This is a genomic window from Plantibacter sp. RU18 (assembly GCF_050613355.1).
Taxonomy (GTDB): Bacteria; Actinomycetota; Actinomycetes; order Actinomycetales; family Microbacteriaceae; genus Plantibacter.
On sequence record NZ_CP159618.1, the window covers coordinates 2108321 to 2130165 of the forward strand.

Here is a 21845-nt window from a genome sequence, read left to right on the forward strand (position 1 = left end):
CGTGCAATTCAACATTTACGGAGAGTTTGATCCTGGCTCAGGACGAACGCTGGCGGCGTGCTTAACACATGCAAGTCGAACGATGAAGCCCAGCTTGCTGGGTGGATTAGTGGCGAACGGGTGAGTAACACGTGAGTAACCTGCCCTTGACTCTGGGATAAGCGTTGGAAACGACGTCTAATACCGGATACGAGCTTCCACCGCATGGTGAGTTGCTGGAAAGAATTTTGGTCAAGGATGGACTCGCGGCCTATCAGCTAGTTGGTGAGGTAATGGCTCACCAAGGCGACGACGGGTAGCCGGCCTGAGAGGGTGACCGGCCACACTGGGACTGAGACACGGCCCAGACTCCTACGGGAGGCAGCAGTGGGGAATATTGCACAATGGGCGAAAGCCTGATGCAGCAACGCCGCGTGAGGGACGACGGCCTTCGGGTTGTAAACCTCTTTTAGCAGGGAAGAAGCGAAAGTGACGGTACCTGCAGAAAAAGCACCGGCTAACTACGTGCCAGCAGCCGCGGTAATACGTAGGGTGCAAGCGTTGTCCGGAATTATTGGGCGTAAAGAGCTCGTAGGCGGTTTGTCGCGTCTGCTGTGAAATCCCGAGGCTCAACCTCGGGTCTGCAGTGGGTACGGGCAGACTAGAGTGCGGTAGGGGAGATTGGAATTCCTGGTGTAGCGGTGGAATGCGCAGATATCAGGAGGAACACCGATGGCGAAGGCAGATCTCTGGGCCGTTACTGACGCTGAGGAGCGAAAGGGTGGGGAGCAAACAGGCTTAGATACCCTGGTAGTCCACCCCGTAAACGTTGGGCGCTAGATGTGGGGACCATTCCACGGTTTCCGTGTCGTAGCTAACGCATTAAGCGCCCCGCCTGGGGAGTACGGCCGCAAGGCTAAAACTCAAAGGAATTGACGGGGGCCCGCACAAGCGGCGGAGCATGCGGATTAATTCGATGCAACGCGAAGAACCTTACCAAGGCTTGACATATACGAGAACGGGCCAGAAATGGTCAACTCTTTGGACACTCGTAAACAGGTGGTGCATGGTTGTCGTCAGCTCGTGTCGTGAGATGTTGGGTTAAGTCCCGCAACGAGCGCAACCCTCGTTCTATGTTGCCAGCACGTAATGGTGGGAACTCATGGGATACTGCCGGGGTCAACTCGGAGGAAGGTGGGGACGACGTCAAATCATCATGCCCCTTATGTCTTGGGCTTCACGCATGCTACAATGGCCAGTACAAAGGGCTGCAATACCGTAAGGTGGAGCGAATCCCAAAAAGCTGGTCCCAGTTCGGATTGAGGTCTGCAACTCGACCTCATGAAGTCGGAGTCGCTAGTAATCGCAGATCAGCAACGCTGCGGTGAATACGTTCCCGGGCCTTGTACACACCGCCCGTCAAGTCATGAAAGTCGGTAACACCCGAAGCCAGTGGCCTAACCGCAAGGGAGGAGCTGTCTAAGGTGGGATTGGTAATTAGGACTAAGTCGTAACAAGGTAGCCGTACCGGAAGGTGCGGCTGGATCACCTCCTTTCTAAGGAGCATGTGCAGCTCTCCTCTGTATACAGGGAGATTCAAGCTGCCAAGTCACGCTGAGGCGAATGTTCTCAGGTGGCGCTCATGGGTGGAACATTGACATTGGCATCAGGTCGGAAGATTTGAACTCAGTACATCACTTTCGGGTGATCGGAACGGTTCGGGTTTCGAGGTCTGGTGCATGCACGCTGTTGGGTCCTGAGGGACCGGATCCGCATCTTCGGATGTGAGGACGAACCTCAGGGCCTGTTGTTGTTGGCATACATGGCCATCACGACAGGTACCGCCCGTACTTTGAGAACTACACAGTGGACGCGAGCATCTTAGATTCATGGCCCTTCGGGGTTGTGGATCACAAAGATCAAATGACACTCTTCGGAGTGTTATAGATCATTGGTCAATCTGCATCAAGTAATTGGTGTCGATCGATTCAAACTCATGTGATTTCAAATTTCTAAGAGCAAACGGTGGATGCCTTGGCATCTGGAGCCGAAGAAGGACGTAGTAATCTGCGATAAGCCTCGGGGAGTTGATAAACGAACTGTGATCCGAGGATTTCCGAATGGGGAAACCCCGCCAGGCCTTTTAAGTGACCTGGTGACTCCCGCCTGAATATATAGGGCGGGTAGAGGGAACGGGGGGAAGTGAAACATCTCAGTACCCCCAGGAAGAGAAAACAACAGTGATTCCGTCAGTAGTGGCGAGCGAAATCGGAAGAGGCTAAACCGGGCATGTGTGATAGCTATCAGGCGTTGCATGTCCGGGGTTGTGGGACTTCTCACTCCGAACTGATATTCGGGGAGCATTAGAACGTGGTATAGACGAATGGGATTGAAAGCCCAGCCAGAGACGGTGCCAGCCCGGTAGTCGAAATGCTGCAATCGTGCGAGAAGTATCCCAAGTAGCACGGGGCCCGAGAAATCCCGTGTGAATCTGTCAGGACCACCTGATAAGCCTAAATACTCCCAGATGACCGATAGCGGACAAGTACCGTGAGGGAAAGGTGAAAAGTACCCCGGGAGGGGAGTGAAATAGTACCTGAAACCGTTTGCTTACAAACCGTTGGAGCACCCTTGTAGGTGTGACAGCGTGCCTTTTGAAGAATGAGCCTGCGAGTTAGCGATATGTGGCGAGGTTAACCCGTGTGGGGTAGCCGTAGCGAAAGCGAGTCTGAATAGGGCGATTCAGTCGCATGTCCTAGACCCGAAGCGAAGTGATCTATCCATGGCCAGGTTGAAGCGACGGTAAGACGTCGTGGAGGACCGAACCCACTTAGGTTGAAAACTGAGGGGATGAGCTGTGGATAGGGGTGAAAGGCCAATCAAACTTCGTGATAGCTGGTTCTCTCCGAAATGCATTTAGGTGCAGCGTTGCGTGTTTCTTGCCGGAGGTAGAGCTACTGGATGGCCGATGGGGCCTAAAAGCTTACTGACGTCAGCCAAACTCCGAATGCCGGTAAGTGAGAGCGCAGCAGTGAGACGGTGGGGGATAAGCTTCATCGTCGAGAGGGAAACAACCCAGACCACCAACTAAGGTCCCAAAGCGCGTGCTAAGTGGGAAAGGATGTGGAGTTGCACAGACAACCAGGAGGTTGGCTTAGAAGCAGCCACCCTTGAAAGAGTGCGTAATAGCTCACTGGTCAAGTGATTCCGCGCCGACAATGTAACGGGGCTCAAGCACGCCACCGAAGTTGTGGCATTGATATTTTTGGTAGGCCTTCGTGGTCCAGCCGTATTGATGGGTAGGAGAGCGTCGTGTGGCGAGTGAAGCGGCGGTGTAAACCAGCCGTGGACGCTACACGAGTGAGAATGCAGGCATGAGTAGCGAAAGACATGTGAGAAACATGTCCTCCGAAAGACCAAGGGTTCCAGGGTCAAGCTAATCTTCCCTGGGTAAGTCGGGACCTAAGGCGAGGCCGACAGGCGTAGTCGATGGACAACGGGTTGATATTCCCGTACCCGCGAAGAACCGCCCAAGACAATCCAGTGGTGCTAAGAGTCCTAACCCGGACGACTGATTCCCTTCGGGGATGATGGGTCCGGTCTAACGCTCGACCCCATGCTGGTGCGTTTAGCGTATTAACAGGTGTGACGCAGGAAGGTAGCCTATGCCGGGCGATGGTTGTCCCGGTGTAAGTGCGTAGGCTGAGAGATAGGCAAATCCGTCTCTCGTGAAGGCTGAGACACGATACGGACCCGTAAGGGATAGTAGGTGATCCTATGCTGCCAAGAAAAGCATCGACGCGAGGTTCTAGTGGCCCGTACCCCAAACCGACTCAGGTGGTCAGGTAGAGAATACTAAGGAGATCGAGAGAATCGTGGTTAAGGAACTCGGCAAAATGCCCCCGTAACTTCGGGAGAAGGGGGGCCTGAGGCGTATTAGGACTTGCTCCGAAAGCGTTTGAAGGCCGCAGAGACCAGTGGGAAGCGACTGTTTACTAAAAACACAGGTCCGTGCCAAGTCGCAAGACGATGTATACGGACTGACGCCTGCCCGGTGCTGGAAGGTTAAGAGGAACGGTTAGCCGCAAGGCGAAGCTGAGAATTTAAGCCCCAGTAAACGGCGGTGGTAACTATAACCATCCTAAGGTAGCGAAATTCCTTGTCGGGTAAGTTCCGACCTGCACGAATGGCGTAACGACTTCCCAGCTGTCTCAACCGCGAACTCGGCGAAATTGCATTACGAGTAAAGATGCTCGTTACGCGCAGCAGGACGGAAAGACCCCGTGACCTTTACTACAGCTTGGTATTGGTGTTCGGTGTGGCTTGTGTAGGATAGGTGGGAGACTTTGAAGCTTGGACGCTAGTTCAGGTGGAGTCATTGTTGAAATACCACTCTGGTCACTCTGGATATCTAACTTCGAACCGTAATCCGGTTCAGGGACAGTGCCTGGTGGGTAGTTTAACTGGGGCGGTTGCCTCCCAAAAAGTAACGGAGGCGCCCAAAGGTTCCCTCAACCTGGTTGGCAATCAGGTGTCGAGTGTAAGTGCACAAGGGAGCTTGACTGTGAGACTGACAAGTCGAGCAGGGACGAAAGTCGGGACTAGTGATCCGGCAGTGGCTTGTGGAAGCGCTGTCGCTCAACGGATAAAAGGTACCTCGGGGATAACAGGCTGATCTTGCCCAAGAGTCCATATCGACGGCATGGTTTGGCACCTCGATGTCGGCTCGTCGCATCCTGGGGCTGGAGTAGGTCCCAAGGGTTGGGCTGTTCGCCCATTAAAGCGGTACGCGAGCTGGGTTTAGAACGTCGTGAGACAGTTCGGTCCCTATCCGCTGCGCGCGCAGGAAATTTGAAAGGATCTGACCCTAGTACGAGAGGACCGGGTTGGACGAACCTCTGGTGTGTCAGTTGTTCCGCCAGGAGCACCGCTGATTAGCTACGTTCGGGATGGATAACCGCTGAAAGCATCTAAGCGGGAAGCCGGCCTTAAGATGAGATTTCCATGCCTTCGGGCGAGAGGCTCCCAGCCAGACTACTGGGTTGATAGGCCGGATGTGGAAGAGAGGACGAAAGACTCTCGGAGCTGACCGGTACTAATAAGCCGATAATTTGATAACATATTCTTTGTTTGAATACGAAGATGCTACGCGTCCACTGAGTGGTTCTCGATGTACGGTCGAGAACCTGCAAACAACACCTTCGTTGTCTTACGACACACGACGTTGTTAGTTTGCTCGTTCACTTTGATACATCAATAGTGTTTCGGCGGCCATAGCGAGAGGGAAACGCCCGGTTACATTCCGAACCCGGAAGCTAAGACTCTTTGCGCCGATGGTACTGCAGGGGGGACCCTGTGGGAGAGTAGGACACCGCCGGACTTCTTCGTTGAAATGGCCACCCAAGATTCTTGGGTGGCCATTTTGCGTTAAGTCGACACTTTTCGGGCCCGCTTGACGCGGGTCCGCCGTTACGCGGGTAGCGTGGAACCAGAATTCAACAGCAGGCAGACGTCGAGCGACGACGTACGAGTACCGTGGAGAACATAGTGAGCGATCAGTCAGACGACAACCCCGAGCGGGGCGACCGACGTCCTCCTCGCTCCACGCCTCGTTCTTCCGGGGACGCTCGGCAGGGTTCAGGCGCCGGACGTCGAGACGACCGGCCGAGCCGTGACCGTCCTGCGGCGGATCGTTCCACCGGAGGTGCGCGCGCAGACCGGACGCCGGAGCGTCGGCCATGGGGAGACAAGCCCCGTACCGATCGTCCTCGCACGGATCGTCCCGCCGGTGATCGTCCGCAGCGTTCGGTTGACCGTACCGATCGTCCTCGCACGGATCGTCCTGCCGGTGATCGTCCGCAGCGTTCGGGTGACCGTCCCGGGTGGAACAAGGATCGCCCCGCCTCGGGCGATCGTCCGCAGCGTTCGGGTGGTTCGGACCGTCCTGCCTGGAACAAGGATCGTCCGTCGTCCGGAGATCGACCCGATCGCGGGAATCGCACTGACCGTGGGCACTCGTCCGATCGCGGCGGGCGCCCCGAACGTGGTCGCGACAACGGCTCTCGTCCGAGTGGACGCGATGGCGGTCGTGATCTGTGGACGCGCGATGGTGCGCCGGCCCGTGGAGACCGTGATGCCTTCAAACGTGAGCGCGAGCTCACCGAGGAGGAGCGCATCGCCTTCGAGCTGAAGTCGATCCGTCCGCGCCACGACGACCCGGTGATCCCGGACGACGTCACACCGCAGGATCTCGACAAGGGTGCGCGCAACGAGCTGAAGACCCTCAGCAAGGAGAACGCCGACGGCGTCGCGCAGCATCTGGCGATGGCCGCACGGTTGATCGACTCCGATCCTGCGCTCGCGCACCTGCATGCAATGTCGGCCGCGCGCCGCGCCGGTCGTATCGCGATGGTCCGCGAGACGCTCGCGATCACGGCCTACGAGACCGGCGATTACGCGCTCGCTCTTCGCGAGCTCCGCACGTACCGCAGGATCTCGGGCAAGGACGATCAGCTGCCGTTGATGGTCGACAGTGAGCGTGGTGTCGGTCGTCCTGAGCGGGCGCTTGAACTCGGTCGCTCCGTCGACCGCTCGACGTTGGACGTGCCGGTCCGGGTGGCTCTGGCGATCGCGATGTCCGGCGCCCGGCTCGACCTCGGTCAGAACGAGGACGCTCTGACCGAGCTGGAGATCCCGCAGCTCGATCCGAAGCGTGCCTTCACCTGGAGCCCCGCGCTGTTCGAAGCGTACGCCGAGACGCTCGACATCCTGGGGCGCGAGGACGAGGCGACCGTCTGGCACGATCGTGCGACGATCGCTGCCGAGGCACTGGACCAGTCCGCTGCCGACGACGAAGGCGAGACCATGGTCGTCGTCGAGGAGATCTTCGAAGACGAAGACGACGACGACGACACCGTCACCGGCGATGAAGCGGTCCAGGCCGACGCGGAACCCGCTGAAGCGGAAGCACCGGTGCGCGATGAGGGGCCGGAGGCCGGTTCTCGAGAGGATGAGGCCGACAGTGAGCCCGCTGCTGACGAGAAGGCCTAAGCCCGTGACTCCACTCGATGGTGTCGACGTCGTCCTCGCCGACCTCGACGGCGTCGTCTATGCCGGACCGAACCCGATCGCACATGCGGTCGAATCGCTCAACCTCGCGGCCGAGAGGGTCCGCGTCGGGTACATCACGAACAACGCGTCTCGTACCGACGCATCCGTCGCTCAGCACCTGACCGACCTCGGGCTCCGGGTTGCTCCCTCGGAGGTCGTGACGAGCCCTCAAGCGGCCGTGCGTCTGCTCGCCGGCCTCGTCCCTGCCGGCTCGACGATCCTGGTCGTCGGTGGTGCCGGTCTGGTGGACGAGGTGGAGAAGGGCGGGTTCGTCGTCACCCGTTCCGCAGACGACACGCCGGCTGCGGTGATCCAGGGCTTCGCGCCAGAGGTCGGTTGGTCGCATCTGGCCGAGGCCGCGTTCGCCCTCCAGGCGCCGACCGCCGACGGCACTGAGCTGCCGTGGGTCGCGACGAACACCGATTGGACGATCCCGCAGGCCCGCGGGATCGCGCCGGGAAACGGCACACTCGTGTCCGCGGTCCACACCGCGATCGGTCGTCTGGCGACGGTGGCCGGCAAGCCGGAGGTCCCGATCTTCGAAGAGGCCAAGGCCCGCTTCGCAGCCGCGAACCCGCTGTTCATCGGTGACCGACTCGATACGGACATCCTCGGCGCGAACCGGGCCGGGATCGCATCGGCGCTCGTCCTGACCGGCATCGATCGGGCCAAGCACGTGCTGGCCGCGGACGCGCAGTCGCGCCCGACGTTCATCCTCGAGGACCTCCGACAGCTGCACGAGCCGTATCCGCCGACCACGATGTCGCGCGATGGCAAGGCTGCCACCGTCGGTGCCGCCACCGTGCGGATCCGAGGTAACGACGTCGTGATCGAGTCGGCGGGGGAGTCGAGGATCGATCTGCTGCGCGCCGCCTGCGCGTCCATCTGGGCGTCCGGGCGAGCCATCTACGGGCTCAACGTCCCGGAGCACCTCTACACCGAGTGACCCGGTCACCGAGCCTGAGGGCGAGCCTGCGAACCGGTGTTCGCCCTCAGCGCTTCCTCCCGGGAACGTCGGCACCGGCCGATAGGCTGACGGGGTGACGAACGAGCAGGAGTACCCAGCCGACGGCCTGGTGTCGCGCGTCCATCTCATCGACGAGCAGCCGCTCGATCAGCGGGCCTCCGCCTACAGTCAGGTCGTCGATGAACTGCGTGCGGTCCTCGAGGGGAGCGACTCGCCGAGGACCTCGGCCTAGCGCATGGTGATCCCAGCACAGAACCTCCCGTCCGAGCAGGGCGACTCCGAGACTGCCCCTTGCCCGGTGCGCCTGGACGCTGCTCTCGCGGCCCGCGGACTCGCACGATCACGCACGCACGCGACGCAACTCATCGCCGACGGCCTCGTGACGGTCGACGGCGCGGCAGTCGTGAAGGCCGCGCACAAGGTGCGGCCCGAAGCGCGTATCGAGGTTGCGATCGCCGACCACTACGTCAGCCGAGCGGCACACAAACTCGTCGCCGCGCTCGACGCGTTCCCCGTCCCGGTCGCGGACGCACTCGTCCTCGACGCCGGTGCGTCGACGGGCGGTTTCACCCAGGTGTTGCTCGAGCGCGGAGCCCGGCGCGTGATCGCGCTCGACGTCGGACACGATCAACTCGTCCCGCTGCTGCGGGACGACCCCCGGGTCTCCGTCGTCGAAGGCTGCAACGTGCGCTTCCTCACCGCCGCGCAACTGACCGATCTCACCGGTCTCGACGAACGCCCTTCGGTGGTCGTCGGCGACCTCTCCTTCATCTCGCTCACCCAGGTGCTGCCCGCGCTCGTCTCGGTGGTCGCCGAGCCCGCTGAAGCCGTCCTGCTCGTCAAACCGCAATTCGAGGTGGGACGAGGAGGAGTCAAGGAGGGCGTGGTCAAGAACGCCGCGTTACGCGCCGACGCGATCAGTGCCGTGCTGTGGGCGGCCTGGGACCTCGGTCTCGGCACCGCCGGGCTCATCCCCTCGCCGATCGTCGGCACCCACGGCAACCACGAGTACCTCGTGTGGATATCGGCTCGGCACGGCCGGAATCCGACAGAATGGATGCAGCAGATCACCTCGATGGCTGGAGCGTAACCGGATGGCCCTTTCGACCGATCCCGCAGTCACCGCACGGAACATCCTGGTGGTCGCGCACACCGGACGAGACGATTCGCGCGACGCCGCGGTGCTCGTCTGCCGACTCCTGCTGGACGCCGGCGTCCGACCTGTTCTGAGCGCGCTCGAACGGGCCGACCTCCTCGCGGTCGATCCGAGCCTCGATGTCGTGTCCGTCCTCGACGACGAGGTGCAGCTGCATGACATCGAGCTCACCATCGTCCTCGGCGGCGACGGCACGATCCTGCGCGCGGCCGAGGTCACCCGCGGATCAGCGGCCCCGCTGCTCGGCGTGAACCTCGGGCACATCGGGTTCCTCGCCGAGAGCGAGCGCGACGACCTCACCGAGACGGTCGAGCGCGTCGTCCACCGCGACTACTTCGTCGAGGAGCGGATGACGCTCTCCGTGCGTGTGAAGGTCGGTGCCGAGGTCGTCTACGAGACCTGGGCGCTCAACGAGGCCACTGTCGAGAAGGGCAGTCGGGAGCGGATGCTCGAGGTCGTCATCGAGGTCGACCAGCGCCCACTGTCGTCCTTCGGCTGCGACGGCGTCGTCATCTCGACCCCGACCGGATCGACCGCCTACAACTTCTCCGCCGGGGGCCCCGTGGTGTGGCCATCGGTCGAGGCGATCACCCTCGTCCCGCTGAGCGCCCACGCGCTCTTTGCGAAGCCGCTCGTCGTCGGCCCTGAATCGTCCCTGGCTGTCGAGGTGCTGGAACGCACTGACGGTGTCGGTGTGCTCTGGTGCGACGGACGCCGGGCACAGGATCTGCAGCCGGGTGCTCGGGTCGTCGTCCGCCGATCCTCCGTGCCGGTCCGCCTCGCCCGCCTGCACGAGAGCACGTTCACCGACCGACTCGTCAACAAGTTCCAGCTTCCCGTGACTGGATGGCGCGGCCCGGTCGGACGCGAGGAGCCGATGACCGGTGCGATCCACCTGCCGGCGTCCACCCGAGCAGCCCGACACACCGACCAGGAGGGTACGGCATGATCGAGGAGATCGAGATCCGCGACCTCGGGGTCATCGCCGAGGGCACGCTGCCGCTCGGCCCCGGCTTCACCGCTGTCACCGGCGAGACCGGCGCGGGCAAGACGATGGTCGTCACCGCGCTCGGGCTGCTGCTCGGGCAGCGCTCGGACAGCGGCGTCGTCCGAGCGGGCCAGAAGCAGACGAGCGTCCAGGGCCGTTGGTTGGTACCTGCGAACGGTGCGGTCGCCGAACGTGTCCGCGAAGCCGGCGGAGACCTGGACGAGGCCGGGAAGGACGCTGAGTTGTTGCTCGGCCGGATCGTGACCGCTGAAGGCCGAGGTCGTGCGATCGTCGGTGGCCGGACTGCTCCGGTCGGCATCCTCGGCGAGCTCGGCGAACAACTCGTCGTCGTGCACGGCCAATCGGACCAGATCCGGTTGCGCGCGGCTCCGGCCCAGCGCGACGCCCTCGACCGGTTCGCGGGCGAACCGCTGCCGGCAGCGCTCGCGGACTACCAGGCGCGCTACACGAACCTGCTCGAGCTCCGCGCGGAACTCGACACCCTCACGAACGAACGCGACACCCGCCTGCTCGAAGCCGAGCAGCTGCGGACCGCCCTCGCCGAGATCGAGCAGGCCGATCCGCAGCCGGGCGAGGATACGGAACTCGCCGAGCGTGCCGACCGCCTGACGAACCTCGAGGAACTGCGTCTGTCGGCAGCCGGCGCCCGGGAACTCGTCTCGGCGGAGGCCGGTGAGGAGAGCGACGTCGTCGGACTCCTCGAAGGCGCGAGGCGTCAGCTCGATCGCGCGGCTGTCCACGACCCGGCGCTCGGTGCCATCGCGGCGAGCGTCACGAACGCCAGCTACCTCGCGGCGGAGATCGCCGCGGAGCTCTCCACCTATCTCGCCGGGCTCGACGAGGACGGCGCACGCGAGCTCGAGGTCGTGCAGGAGCGTCGTGCGACCCTCGCGACCCTTGCCCGGAAATATGGTCCGAGCGGTGACGACGTACTGCACCTGCTGGAGACCGGCAGTACACGTCTCCTCGAACTCGACGGAGACTCCGACCGCATCACGCAGCTCGCGGACGACGTCGAGCGGATCGCCGCCGAGGTCGACACCGCGGCAGCAGCCCTCAGCGCGATCCGGACAGCGGCCGCTGAGCGCCTCGGCGCGGATGCGAGCGCGGAACTGCACTCACTCGCCATGGCTGAGGCGGAACTCGTCGTCGAGGTGACCGACCGCGACGAGTTGACCGTGCACGGGCGCGACCACATCGTGTTCCTGCTGCGTCCGCACGCCGGAGCCGACCCGAGGCCGCTCGGCAAGGGCGCGTCGGGTGGCGAACTGTCCCGCGTCATGCTGGCCCTCGAGGTCGTCATCGCGGGCGCGGACCCCGTCCCCACCTTCGTGTTCGACGAGGTCGATGCCGGGGTCGGCGGTGCCGCGGCCATCGAGATAGGCCGGCGTCTCGCGGCGCTCGCCGAGCGGTCGCAGGTGATCGTCGTCACGCACCTCGCGCAGGTTGCCGCGTTCGCGAACAACCACCTGAGTGTGGTGAAGGGCGGTGACGGCTCCGTGACCGCGTCGAGTGTCCGCCAGTTGGTCGGTGCCGATCGTGAGGCCGAGATGGCCCGGCTTCTCTCCGGACTGGCCGAGTCGGACAGCGGGCTCGCGCACGCCCGTGAGCTCCTCTCGATGGCGGCGAAATGAGACGCCGGCGGTCCCCAGGGCGCGCGTCGTCGCGGCCGGCGAGGTGTGCGATGCTTCCGATCTGGACGATCCGCAGCGGAACGTCAAAACGGATGGTAGGATAAAAGCCCGTGGTGAATACTTCTGAAGCGGGCAAGCTGAACTCTCTGACCGACGACATCGTCGACAAATCCAACGGCACGACCAAGCACATCTTTGTGACTGGTGGTGTCGTTTCCTCGTTGGGCAAGGGCCTGACCGCCGCGAGCCTCGGCAATCTGCTGACGGCACGCGGCCTCCGAGTGGTCATGCAGAAGCTCGACCCGTACCTCAACGTCGACCCAGGCACGATGAACCCGTTCCAGCACGGCGAGGTCTTCGTGACCGACGACGGTGCTGAGACGGACCTCGACATCGGCCACTACGAGCGTTTCCTCGACATCGAGCTGAGCCAGGCAGCGAACGTGACGACCGGCCAGATCTATTCGACGGTCATCGCCAAGGAACGCCGCGGCGAGTACCTCGGCGACACCGTGCAGGTCATTCCGCACATCACCGACGAGATCAAGCGCCGCATGCGCCTGCAGGCGAGCGAGAATCCGCGCCCCGACGTCATCATCACTGAGATCGGTGGAACCGTCGGCGACATCGAGTCCCAGCCGTTCATCGAATCGGCGCGCCAGATCCGTCACGAGCTCGGCCGCACGAACGTGTTCTTCGTGCACGTGTCGCTCGTGCCGTACATGGGCGCGTCCGGTGAGCAGAAGACGAAGCCGACGCAGCACTCCGTTGCAGCGCTCCGCTCGATCGGCATCCAGCCCGACGCCCTCGTGCTCCGGAGCGACCGCCCCGTCACCGAGAGCAACAAGCGCAAGATCGCGCTCATGTGCGACGTGGACGAGGATGCCGTCGTCAACGCCATCGACGTGCCGTCGATCTACGACATCCCCACGATGCTGAACGACCAGGGCCTCGACGCCTACATCGTGAACCGGCTCGGCCTGATCGCGGACGACGTCGACTGGAGCGGCTGGGCCGACCTGCTGCAGGCTGTGCACGCGCCGAAGCACGCCGTCACCATCGGTCTCGTCGGTAAGTACATCGACCTCCCCGACGCCTACCTCTCGGTCACCGAGGCGCTGAAGGCCGGCGGGTTCGCGCACGACACCAAGGTCAGCATCAGGTGGATCCCCTCCGACGACTGCGAGACGGTCGACGGTGCCGTCAAGGCCCTCGCTGACGTCGACGGCATCTGCGTCCCGGGTGGGTTCGGCATCCGTGGCATCGAGGGCAAGCTCGGCGCGCTGAAGTTCGCCCGCGAGAACGGCATCCCCGTCCTGGGTCTGTGCCTCGGCCTCCAGTGCATGGTCATCGAGTACGCCCGCAACATCGTGGGCCTCGAGGGCGCGAGCTCATCCGAGTTCGACCCCGACACCGAATACCCCGTCATCGCGACGATGGCCGAGCAGGTCGAGATCATCGCAGACGGCGACCTCGGTGGGACGATGCGCCTCGGCCTCTACGCCGCGAAGCTCGACGAGGGTTCGATCGTCGCCGAGTTGTACGGCTCCACCGAGGTCGCCGAGCGGCATCGTCACCGCTACGAGGTGAACAACGGCTACCGGCAGCAGATCGCCGACGCGGGCCTGCAGTTCTCCGGCCTCTCGCCCGACGGCAACCTCGTCGAGTACGTCGAGCTGCCCCGCGAGGTGCACCCGTTCTACGTGGCGACACAGGCACACCCGGAGCTCCGGTCGCGCCCGAACCACGCGCACCCACTCTTCGCGGGCCTCGTGGGCGCATCCCTCGAGCGCCAGCAGGCGAGCCGCCTGTTCGACGTGGCCAATGGCTGAGCCGCTGCAGGACGAGTCGCACCCCGTCGAGGTGCTCTCCTCGGAGCGCGCTTTCGCAGGCAAGGTCTGGGACATCCGCCGCGAGACGTTCAGCTACGGTGACGGCGAGGTCGTCCGCGAGTTCGTCGACCACACCGGTGCTGTCGCAGTGCTCGCATTGGACGCCGAGGAGCGGGTGCTCCTCATCCAGCAGTACCGCCACCCGATCCGCGAACGCGACTGGGAGCTGCCTGCCGGCTTGCTCGACATCGCGGGGGAGGACCCGGCTCTCGCCGCTGGTCGCGAGCTCGAGGAGGAGGCCGACCTCGTCGCCGGTTCGCTCCAGCTGCTGACGGAGTTCTACACGACGCCCGGCGGGAGCAACGAGTCCATCCGCATCTATCTGGCGCGCGGCCTGACAGCCACCGCTCAGGCGTTCGCCCGCACCGAGGAGGAAGCGGACATCCGCGTCGAGTGGGTTCCGCTCGACGACGCGGTCGCAGCCGTCCTCGACGGTCGACTGCACAACTCCATCCTGATGCTCGGCGTACTCGCCGCAGCCGCTGCGCGTGACCGCGACTGGTCGACGTTGCGCGCCAGCGGCGCGTCCACGATCGGTCCGGGCGGCGCCTGAGCCATGGCGCTCGATCGCGCAGTCGCGAACTACCTGCGGCACATCGCGATCGAGCGTGGCCTGTCCGCGAACACGCAGGCCGCGTACCGACGCGATCTCGAGGGCTACCTGGCGTGGTTGGCCGCGCACGGGGTCGATGAGGCGACGGCGATCACGCCCGCTCACGTGACAGGGTTCACCGCCTCACTCCGGACCCCGGAGGGGCGGCCCGTGCAGGCCTCGTCGCTCGCCCGGGTGCTGTCGTCGATCCGTGGGCTGCACCGCTTCCTGCTGGACGAACAGCTTGTGGAGCTCGATGTCGCGCGCGAGGTGCGACCGCCGAGACTCCCGAGCAGACTGCCGAAGGCGATCACGATCGGGCAGGTGCAGGCTCTGCTCGCGACGACCGATGGCGACGACCCGCTCGCGGTGCGTGACAAGGCCCTGTTGGAGGTGCTCTACGCGACGGGTGCTCGCGTGTCTGAGGCGGTCGGTCTCAATGTCGACGACGTGATCGACACCGACATCGTGCGACTCCTCGGCAAGGGCGGGAAGCAGCGCATCGTGCCGCTCGGGAGCTTCGCGCGTGACGCTCTCGACCGCTACCTCGTCCGGGTGCGGCCGTTGTACTCGGGCCTCGGGCGCTCGACCCCGGCGCTGTTCCTTGGTCAGCGAGGCGCGCGGTTGTCCAGGCAGAGCGCGTGGCTCATCCTGCAGCGGGCGGCGGAGCGCGCGGGCCTCGAATCACACGTCTCCCCGCACACGCTCCGGCACTCCTTCGCCACGCACCTGCTGCAGGGCGGCGCCGACGTCCGGGTGGTGCAGGAACTGCTCGGCCACTCGTCCGTCGCGACGACGCAGCTGTACACGCTCGTCACCATCGACAACCTGCGCGACGTCTACACGCAGGCGCATCCGCGGGCCAGATGGAGCACGGGCGGAGCGGCACCGCAGTCCTCACGCGCAGGCCGGTAGACTCGTCACTCGAACGACAGCAAGCGGGAGCGAGGCAACACCGGTGGCCGGTACGAAGCAAACGAGCGCAGTGCAGCATTCTGCACGCAAGACCGCCGCGGAACTGAACCCGAACGGCCCCACCGGCCGTCCGCGTCGCGAGTTCGACATCCCGCCGACACTCGCGCAGCACGGACCGGCCCGCATCATCTCGCTGTGCAACCAGAAGGGCGGCGTCGGCAAGACGACGACGACCATCAGCCTGTCCGCCGCGCTTGCCGAATACGGCCGTCGAGTGCTCGTCGTCGACTTCGACCCGCAGGGCGCGCTGTCCGCTGGCCTCGGCATCACGACCCACGACTCCAACACCGTCTACGACCTCCTGCTGGGCACGGTGAAGGATCCGGCCGAGGTCATCCAGCACACGGCGATTGACGGCCTCGACGTCCTGCCGGCCAACATCGACCTGTCAGCCGCCGAGGTCCACCTCGTGAACGAGGTCGCCCGCGAGACCATTCTCGCCCGCGTGCTCCGGAAGGTGTCCGACGACTACGACGTCATCCTCATCGACTGCCAGCCGTCGCTGGGTCTGCTCACGGTGAACGCCCTGACCGCGAGCCACGGCGTGCTCATCCCGCTCGAATGCGAGTTCTTCGCCCTGCGCGGTGTCGCGCTCCTCATCGAGACGATCGACAAGGTCCGCGACCGCCTCAACCCGGCCATCGAACTCGACGGCATCCTCGCGACCATGTACGACTCGCGCACCCTGCACTCGCGCGAGGTCCTCGAGCGCGTCGTCGACGCCTTCGACGAGAAGGTCCTCGAGACGGTCATCGGCCGGACCGTCAAGTTCCCCGACGCGAGTGTCGCCGGTACGCCGATCACGGAGTTCGCTCCGGAGCACCCCGCTGCGAAGGCGTACCGCCAGCTCGCGAGAGAGCTCATCTCCCGTGGCGCGATCGCCTGATCCCGCCCGGATGCCTGTGGCCGTCCTCTCCGCGGCCGAGGCCGACCGGACGGCGTCCACCGAGGCGACGTCCGTCGAGCCCACGGCCAGTCCGTCGTTCCGCGTGTCCTTCGACGGTTTCGAGGGGCCGTTCGACCTCCTGCTCTCGCTGATCGGCAAGCATGAGCTCGACATCACCGAGGTCTCACTCAGCCGGGTGACGGACGAGTTCATCGCCTATCTGCGAACACTCGAATCCGATGACGAACTCGACCAGGCGAGCGAATTCCTCGTGGTCGCAGCCACCCTCCTCGACCTCAAGATCGCTGGACTCCTGCCGCAGGGTGAGCTCGTCGACGCCGAGGACGTGGCGTTGCTCGAAGCCCGTGACCTCCTCTTCGCACGATTGCTCCAGTACCGTGCGTTCAAACAGGCCTCCTCCTGGTTCGGCGAGCACTTCGACGTCGAGGCAGCACGCCACGTGCGCTCGGTGCGGCTCGAGGGCAAGTACCGCCAGCAGACCCCTGAGCTCGTCTGGACGCTCACCGCGCAGGATTTCGCCGCCCTCGCGACCCTCGCCTTCACCCCGCGGGAGGTGCCGACGGTCGGACTCGACCACCTCCACGCACCGCTCGTGAGCATTCGGGAGCAGGCCGCGCATGTCGTCGCGATCCTCCGCGGGGGTGGTTCCCACACCTTCCGCGAGCTCATCGCCGGTGCCGAGCTCAAGGGCGTCGTCATCGCGCGCTTCATCGCCGTGTTGGAGCTGTACCGCCACGCGGCGCTGTCGTTCGAGCAGATCGAGCCGCTCGGCGAGCTGACGCTGCGGTGGACGGCCGAGACCTGGACCGACGACAGCCTCGCCAACCTGGGAGCCGATTACGATGCCTGATGCGCCAGACCTGACCGACACCGCGGTCGAACCCGCCGATGTTGCGCCCGGACTGCCGGCCGAGCCAGCACCGGTCCCAGCGCCCGACGTCCCGCGGGCGCTGGAGGCGATCCTGATGGTCGCCGATGAACCGCAGAGCCTCGTCAACCTCGCCGCGGCCGTGCATGTGCCGGTGGGGAGCGTGCGTCGAGCCATCGCCGAGCTCGTCGCCGACTACGACGGTGAACGGGGCGGCGTCCGGCGTGGCTTCGAGCTGCGCGAGGTCGGTGGTGGCTGGCGGTTCTACGTCCGTGCCGACTTCGACCAGCTCATCACCGAGTACGTCGTGACGCAGAACCCGACGAAGCTCTCGCAGGCGGCCTTGGAGACCCTCGCCGTCATCGCCTACAAACAGCCGATCAGCCGTGGCGCGATCGCGTCCATCCGTGCCGTGAACGTCGACTCCGTCGTGCGCACGCTCCTCGGACGAGGTCTCATCACGGAGATGTTCACCGACAGCGAGACGGGGGCCATCAACTACGGCACCACCGATCTCCTGCTCACTCAACTTGGTATCAACGCCATCGATGAATTGCCGCGGATCTCCCCGCTGCTCGACGATGGCCGGGAAGGATTCGACAGTGACCAGCACTGAATCAGAGGGCATCCGCTTGCAGAAGGTGCTGGCGAATGCCGGCGTCGCCTCCAGGCGTGTCTCCGAGCAGCTCATCGAGGATGGTCGAGTCGAGGTGAACGGTGTCGTGATCACCGAGCTCGGGTCGCGCATCGATCCGGAGCACGACCTCGTCTCGGTGGACGGCAGCGCCATCCAGCTCGACTCCTCGAAGCGCTACCTCATGCTCAACAAGCCCGTCGGCATCTACAGCTCGCTGAAGGACGACCGTGGCCGCCCGGACCTGCGCCGCTTCACCGAGCAGTACGAGGAGCGGCTGTTCAACGTCGGCCGCCTCGACGCGGAGACGAGCGGCCTGCTCATCCTGACCAACGACGGCGACCTCGCGCACGTGCTCGCGCACCCGTCCTTCGGTGTCCAGAAGACCTACATCGCGAAGGTCACCGGGCGGGTGACACCTCAGGTGCTCGCGAAGCTGACCGCGGGCATCGACCTCGAGGACGGTCCGATCTCGGCCGACAAGGCCCGTCTGCTCGGCACCGAGGACGGTCACAGCCTCGTCGAACTCACGCTCCACTCGGGTCGGAACCGCATCGTGCGTCGGATGCTCGACGCCGTGGGTCACCCCGTCGTCGATCTCGTCCGCCGCCAGTTCGGACCACTGCACCTCGGAACGCTCGGTTCGGGCCAGTTGCGTGAACTCAGCAAGGACGAGCTCGGCGCGATCCTCACGATCGCACGCACGCACGGGCCGGATGCCCGCGCAGCCGACGGCACTGCTGCGGAGGCCGCGGAGTCCGAGGAGTGAGCGACCTGACCGCTGCCCCTGCTCGTGTGCAGGGGCAGGTGCGCATCGTCGGTGCAGGGCTCCTCGGCGCGAGTATCGGCCTGGCGCTTCGCGCGAAGGGCGTCGACATCATCCTCGACGACGCCTCGCCGAGCCAACTGCGCCTCGCGGTCGACTATGGAGCAGGACGCGCGGCATCGGCATCGGACGATCCGGCCGTCGTCGTCATCTGCGTCCCCCCGGATGTGACCGCCAGGGTCATCGAGGCCGAACTCGCCGCGTTCCCGGATGCGGTCGTCACCGATGTCGCGAGCGTCAAGCTCGAGCCGTACCGTGCTCTGCTCGCGCGTGGCGTCGACCTCACCAGGTACATCGGCTCACACCCGCTCGCCGGTCGGGAGCGCGGGGGAGCGATCTCGGCGCGCGCCGACCTCTTCCTCGGTCGCCCCTGGGTGATCTGCCGTGATGCCGAGACACCGACGTGGGCGCTCGCACAGGTCGAAGGCCTCGCGCTGGATCTCGGCACGATCCCGATGGAGATGACGCCCGACGAGCATGACCGTTTCGTCGCGCTCGTCTCCCACACGCCGCAGCTCGTCTCAAGCCTGCTCGCTGCACAGTTGCAGGAGGCCGAGGAGGGCGCGATCCAACTCGCCGGGCAGGGGCTGCGCGACACCGTGCGGATCGCCTCGAGCGCGCCCGAACTCTGGGTCCAGATCCTCAGCGCGAACCACGCAGAGGTCCTACCAGTGCTCGAACGGCTGCAGGGAGACCTCACGCAGGTCATCTCGGCTCTGCGCGACCCGGAACTCCCAGGCGCACGCCGCACGATCGCCGACACGATCGCGGCGGGCAACAGCGGCGTGGCGCGTCTGCCCGGCAAGCACGGTCAGAACCGTCGATTCGCGAGCATCGTGGTGCTCCTCGACGACAGTCCCGGCCAGCTCGGCGCGCTGTTCACCGAGCTCGGCGAGATCGGCGTGAACATCGAGGACCTGCGCCTGGAGCACTCGCCCGGAGCGAACATCGGCCTCGCGGAGGTCCAGGTACTCCCGGAAGTGAAACAGCGGACCATCGACGACCTCGAATCGCGCGGCTGGCGCATCGCAGAAGTATAGGAAGACACATGACGGAACTGCACCCCGAAACCACCGCGAGCGCCGCCGGCGGCCCGGTCGTCGTCGCGATCGACGGGCCTGCCGGCAGCGGCAAGTCGAGCGTGAGCAAGGCGGTGGCCAGACGACTCGGCTACCGGTACCTCGACACCGGCGCGTGGTACCGCGCCCTCGCGCTGCACACCCTCGACGCGGGGCTCGATCCCGAGGACGCTGCGGCGGTCGTCGCATCGCTCGACGCGTTCGGCGAGACGTTCACCGTGTCGCTCGACCCCGACGTCACGGCGTTCTCGCTCGGTGGTCGGGACGTCACCGAGGAGATCCGCGGATCACGCGTGACCGACGTCGTCTCCGCCGTCGCACGGGTGCCCGATGTGCGGTCGTGGATCAACCGGACCTTCCGCTCGCTCATCGCGAGCGTCGATCGACCGGGCGTCGTCGTCGAGGGACGTGACATCACCACCGTCGTCGCACCGAATGCACAGGCTCGCATCCTGCTCACCGCATCTGAAGAGGCTAGAATGGCCAGGCGTTCAGCGGAATTCGAGAGCCACCCTGCCGGCGACGTCGCGGAACGACTGCAGCGGCGTGATCGGGCGGACTCCAGGGTCGTCGACTTCATGAACGCGGCGGACGGAGTGACCACGGTCGACTCCACGCACATCGACTTCGACGAAACGGTCGACGCGGTCGTCCGCGTCACCGAATCCCTCACAGCAAGGAACACCCATGGCTCACGATGACGAGCATTTCGATCCAGGCCCCGACGACCTGGCAGACCGCCTCTCCGGCTTGGACGAGGAGCTCGCTACCAAGCGGGCCGCGTCACTCCGCTCCGGCCTGGCGGACTACGACCTCGAGGGCGACGACCTCGACATCCTCGACAGCGCCACCGAAGACCCGGACGAGATCCGGTTCCTGCCGGCGCTGCCGGTCGTTGCGATCGTCGGCCGACCGAACGTCGGCAAGTCCGCCCTGGTCAACCGCATCCTCGGCCGCCGCGAGGCCGTCGTCGAAGACACCCCGGGTGTCACGCGCGACCGGGTGAACTACAAGGCGGAGTGGAACGACCGCCGCTTCACCGTCGTCGACACCGGCGGCTGGGAGCCGGACGCCAAGGGCATCGACGCGTCCGTCGCTGCTCAGGCGGAGATCGCGATCGACCTGTCGGACGTCGTCATCTTCGTCGTGGATGCCATGGTCGGAGCGACAGCGACCGACGAACAGGTCGTCCGTCTGCTCCGTAAGACCGGTCGCCCCGTCTTCCTCGTCGCCAACAAGGTCGACGATGCCCGCCAGGAGCCGGAGGCCGCAGCGCTCTGGAACCTCGGCCTCGGTGAACCGCACCCCGTCTCCGCGATCCACGGCCGTGGCGTCGCCGACCTCCTCGACAAGGTCCTCAAGGTCCTTCCGGCGGTCTCGGCCGTCGCGAAGGACGAGTTCGGCGGCCCACGTCGCGTCGCGATCCTCGGACGCCCCAACGTCGGCAAGTCGAGCCTGCTCAACAAGACCGCCGGGGAGGAACGCGTCGTCGTCAACGACCTCGCTGGAACCACCCGCGACCCGGTCGACGAGCAGATCGAGCTGGGCGGCAAGATCTGGCGCTTCGTGGACACCGCGGGCATCCGTCGTCGTGTCCACCTGTCGCAGGGTGCGGACTTCTACGCCTCGCTCCGCACCAGCACCGCGCTGGAGAAGGCCGAAGTGGCCGTCGTCCTCATCGACGTCACCGACGTGATCAGCGAGCAGGACGTCCGGATCATCGACCTCGTCCTCGAGAGTGGCCGGGCACTCGTGCTCGCGTTCAACAAGTGGGACCAGCTCGACGACGAACGCCGGAAGTACCTCGAGCGCGAGATCGAGCAGGACCTCTCCCACGTCGCGTGGGCGCCGCGCGTCAACATCTCGGCTCGGACCGGTCGTCACCTGGAGCGTCTGGTGCCTGCTCTCGAGGTCGCTCTCGAGTCGTGGGACATGCGCATCCCGACGGGGAAGTTCAACGCGTTCCTCGCCGAGCTCACGGCAGCGCACCCGCACCCGCTCCGTGGCGGCAAGCAGCCGCGCATCCTGTTCGGGACGCAGGCAGCGAGCCGTCCACCGACCTTCGTGCTCTTCACCACCGGCTTCCTCGACCCGGGATACCGGCGCTACGTGATCCGTCGTCTGCGCGAGATCTGGGGTTTCGAGGGAACGCCGATCAACGTCAACATGCGTGTGCGTGAGAAGCGCCAGCGCTAGACGCTCGGCGCCTCACACAGA

At 64.8% G+C, this 21845-nt stretch carries 17 protein-coding genes and 3 rRNA genes; 19 read left to right on the forward strand and 1 reads right to left on the reverse strand.

Annotation, left to right across the window (positions count from 1 at the left end):
* Positions 1-14: 14 nt before the first annotated feature.
* From ABMA10_RS10155 to rrf, 3 genes are all read left to right on the forward strand, one after another.
* Positions 15-1535, forward strand: a 16S ribosomal RNA gene (locus tag ABMA10_RS10155).
* A 446-nt stretch (positions 1536-1981) separates the two neighbouring features.
* Positions 1982-5098, forward strand: a 23S ribosomal RNA gene (locus ABMA10_RS10160).
* Positions 5099-5242: 144 nt separating this feature from the next.
* Positions 5243-5359 (forward strand): 5S ribosomal RNA (gene rrf / locus ABMA10_RS10165).
* Together the 16S, 23S and 5S rRNA genes form the textbook arrangement of a ribosomal RNA operon.
* Positions 5360-5616: 257 nt before the next feature.
* On the opposite strand, the gene ABMA10_RS10170 is transcribed toward rrf, so the two are convergent.
* Complete coding sequence (locus ABMA10_RS10170; protein WP_347868950.1) at positions 5617-6189, reverse strand: hypothetical protein; 573 nt, start codon at positions 6187-6189, stop codon at positions 5617-5619.
* A gap of 9 nt (positions 6190-6198) precedes the next feature.
* On the opposite strand from ABMA10_RS10170, the gene ABMA10_RS10175 reads away from it, so the two are divergent.
* The 16 genes from ABMA10_RS10175 to der all read left to right on the forward strand — a co-directional run bounded on the left by ABMA10_RS10175 (position 6199) and on the right by der (position 21824).
* Positions 6199-7029: a hypothetical protein gene (locus ABMA10_RS10175; protein ID WP_431031471.1), complete on the forward strand. Its 831-nt coding sequence runs from the start codon at positions 6199-6201 to the stop codon at positions 7027-7029.
* Complete coding sequence (locus tag ABMA10_RS10180; RefSeq protein WP_347868952.1) at positions 6989-8035, forward strand: HAD-IIA family hydrolase; 1047 nt, start codon at positions 6989-6991, stop codon at positions 8033-8035. The genes ABMA10_RS10175 and ABMA10_RS10180 overlap by 41 nt, the downstream gene beginning before the upstream one ends.
* A 94-nt stretch (positions 8036-8129) precedes the next feature.
* Positions 8130-8288: a hypothetical protein gene (locus ABMA10_RS10185; protein ID WP_347868953.1), complete on the forward strand. Its 159-nt coding sequence runs from the start codon at positions 8130-8132 to the stop codon at positions 8286-8288.
* A 3-nt stretch (positions 8289-8291) separates the two neighbouring features.
* Positions 8292-9146, forward strand: coding sequence for a TlyA family RNA methyltransferase (locus ABMA10_RS10190; RefSeq protein WP_347868954.1), 855 nt, complete (start codon positions 8292-8294; stop codon positions 9144-9146).
* Between the two features lie 4 nt (positions 9147-9150).
* The gene (locus tag ABMA10_RS10195) at positions 9151-10161 is read left to right on the forward strand and encodes an NAD kinase (RefSeq protein WP_347868955.1); all 1011 of its coding nucleotides are present in this window, start codon (positions 9151-9153) and stop codon (positions 10159-10161) included.
* Positions 10158-11855, forward strand: coding sequence for a DNA repair protein RecN (gene recN, locus ABMA10_RS10200; RefSeq protein WP_347868956.1), 1698 nt, complete (start codon positions 10158-10160; stop codon positions 11853-11855). Before ABMA10_RS10195 ends, recN begins: the two co-directional genes overlap by 4 nt.
* A gap of 137 nt (positions 11856-11992) precedes the next feature.
* Positions 11993-13687: a CTP synthase gene (locus ABMA10_RS10205; protein ID WP_347868972.1), complete on the forward strand. Its 1695-nt coding sequence runs from the start codon at positions 11993-11995 to the stop codon at positions 13685-13687.
* Positions 13680-14300 (forward strand): NUDIX hydrolase, encoded by a 621-nt coding sequence (locus ABMA10_RS10210; protein ID WP_347868957.1) that lies wholly within the window; start codon positions 13680-13682, stop codon positions 14298-14300. The genes ABMA10_RS10205 and ABMA10_RS10210 overlap by 8 nt, the downstream gene beginning before the upstream one ends.
* Positions 14301-14303: 3 nt before the next feature.
* Entirely contained in the window at positions 14304-15254 is a 951-nt protein-coding gene (gene xerD / locus ABMA10_RS10215) for a site-specific tyrosine recombinase XerD (protein ID WP_347868958.1), read from the forward strand.
* Between the two features lie 70 nt (positions 15255-15324).
* Positions 15325-16200, forward strand: a complete 876-nt coding sequence (locus ABMA10_RS10220) for a ParA family protein (RefSeq protein WP_347868959.1) — start codon at positions 15325-15327, stop codon at positions 16198-16200.
* A 10-nt stretch (positions 16201-16210) separates the two neighbouring features.
* Positions 16211-17071 carry a segregation and condensation protein A gene (locus tag ABMA10_RS10225; protein ID WP_347868960.1) on the forward strand — a complete coding sequence of 287 codons (861 nt, stop codon included), beginning with the start codon at positions 16211-16213 and terminating at the stop codon, positions 17069-17071.
* A complete protein-coding gene (gene scpB, locus ABMA10_RS10230) occupies positions 17064-17705 on the forward strand; it encodes an SMC-Scp complex subunit ScpB (protein ID WP_347868961.1) in 642 nt (213 codons plus the stop codon). Before ABMA10_RS10225 ends, scpB begins: the two co-directional genes overlap by 8 nt.
* Positions 17671-18492, forward strand: a complete 822-nt coding sequence (locus ABMA10_RS10235; RefSeq protein ID WP_347868962.1) for a pseudouridine synthase — start codon at positions 17671-17673, stop codon at positions 18490-18492. Before scpB ends, ABMA10_RS10235 begins: the two co-directional genes overlap by 35 nt.
* Positions 18489-19589, forward strand: a complete 1101-nt coding sequence (locus ABMA10_RS10240) for a prephenate dehydrogenase (RefSeq protein ID WP_347868963.1) — start codon at positions 18489-18491, stop codon at positions 19587-19589. Before ABMA10_RS10235 ends, ABMA10_RS10240 begins: the two co-directional genes overlap by 4 nt.
* 8 nt (positions 19590-19597) lie before the next feature.
* Positions 19598-20329, forward strand: coding sequence for a (d)CMP kinase (gene cmk, locus ABMA10_RS10245; RefSeq protein ID WP_431031472.1), 732 nt, complete (start codon positions 19598-19600; stop codon positions 20327-20329).
* On the forward strand, positions 20316-21824 hold the full coding sequence (gene der / locus ABMA10_RS10250) for a ribosome biogenesis GTPase Der (protein ID WP_347868965.1): 1509 nt from the start codon (positions 20316-20318) through the stop codon (positions 21822-21824). The genes cmk and der overlap by 14 nt, the downstream gene beginning before the upstream one ends.
* Positions 21825-21845 lie beyond the last annotated feature (21 nt).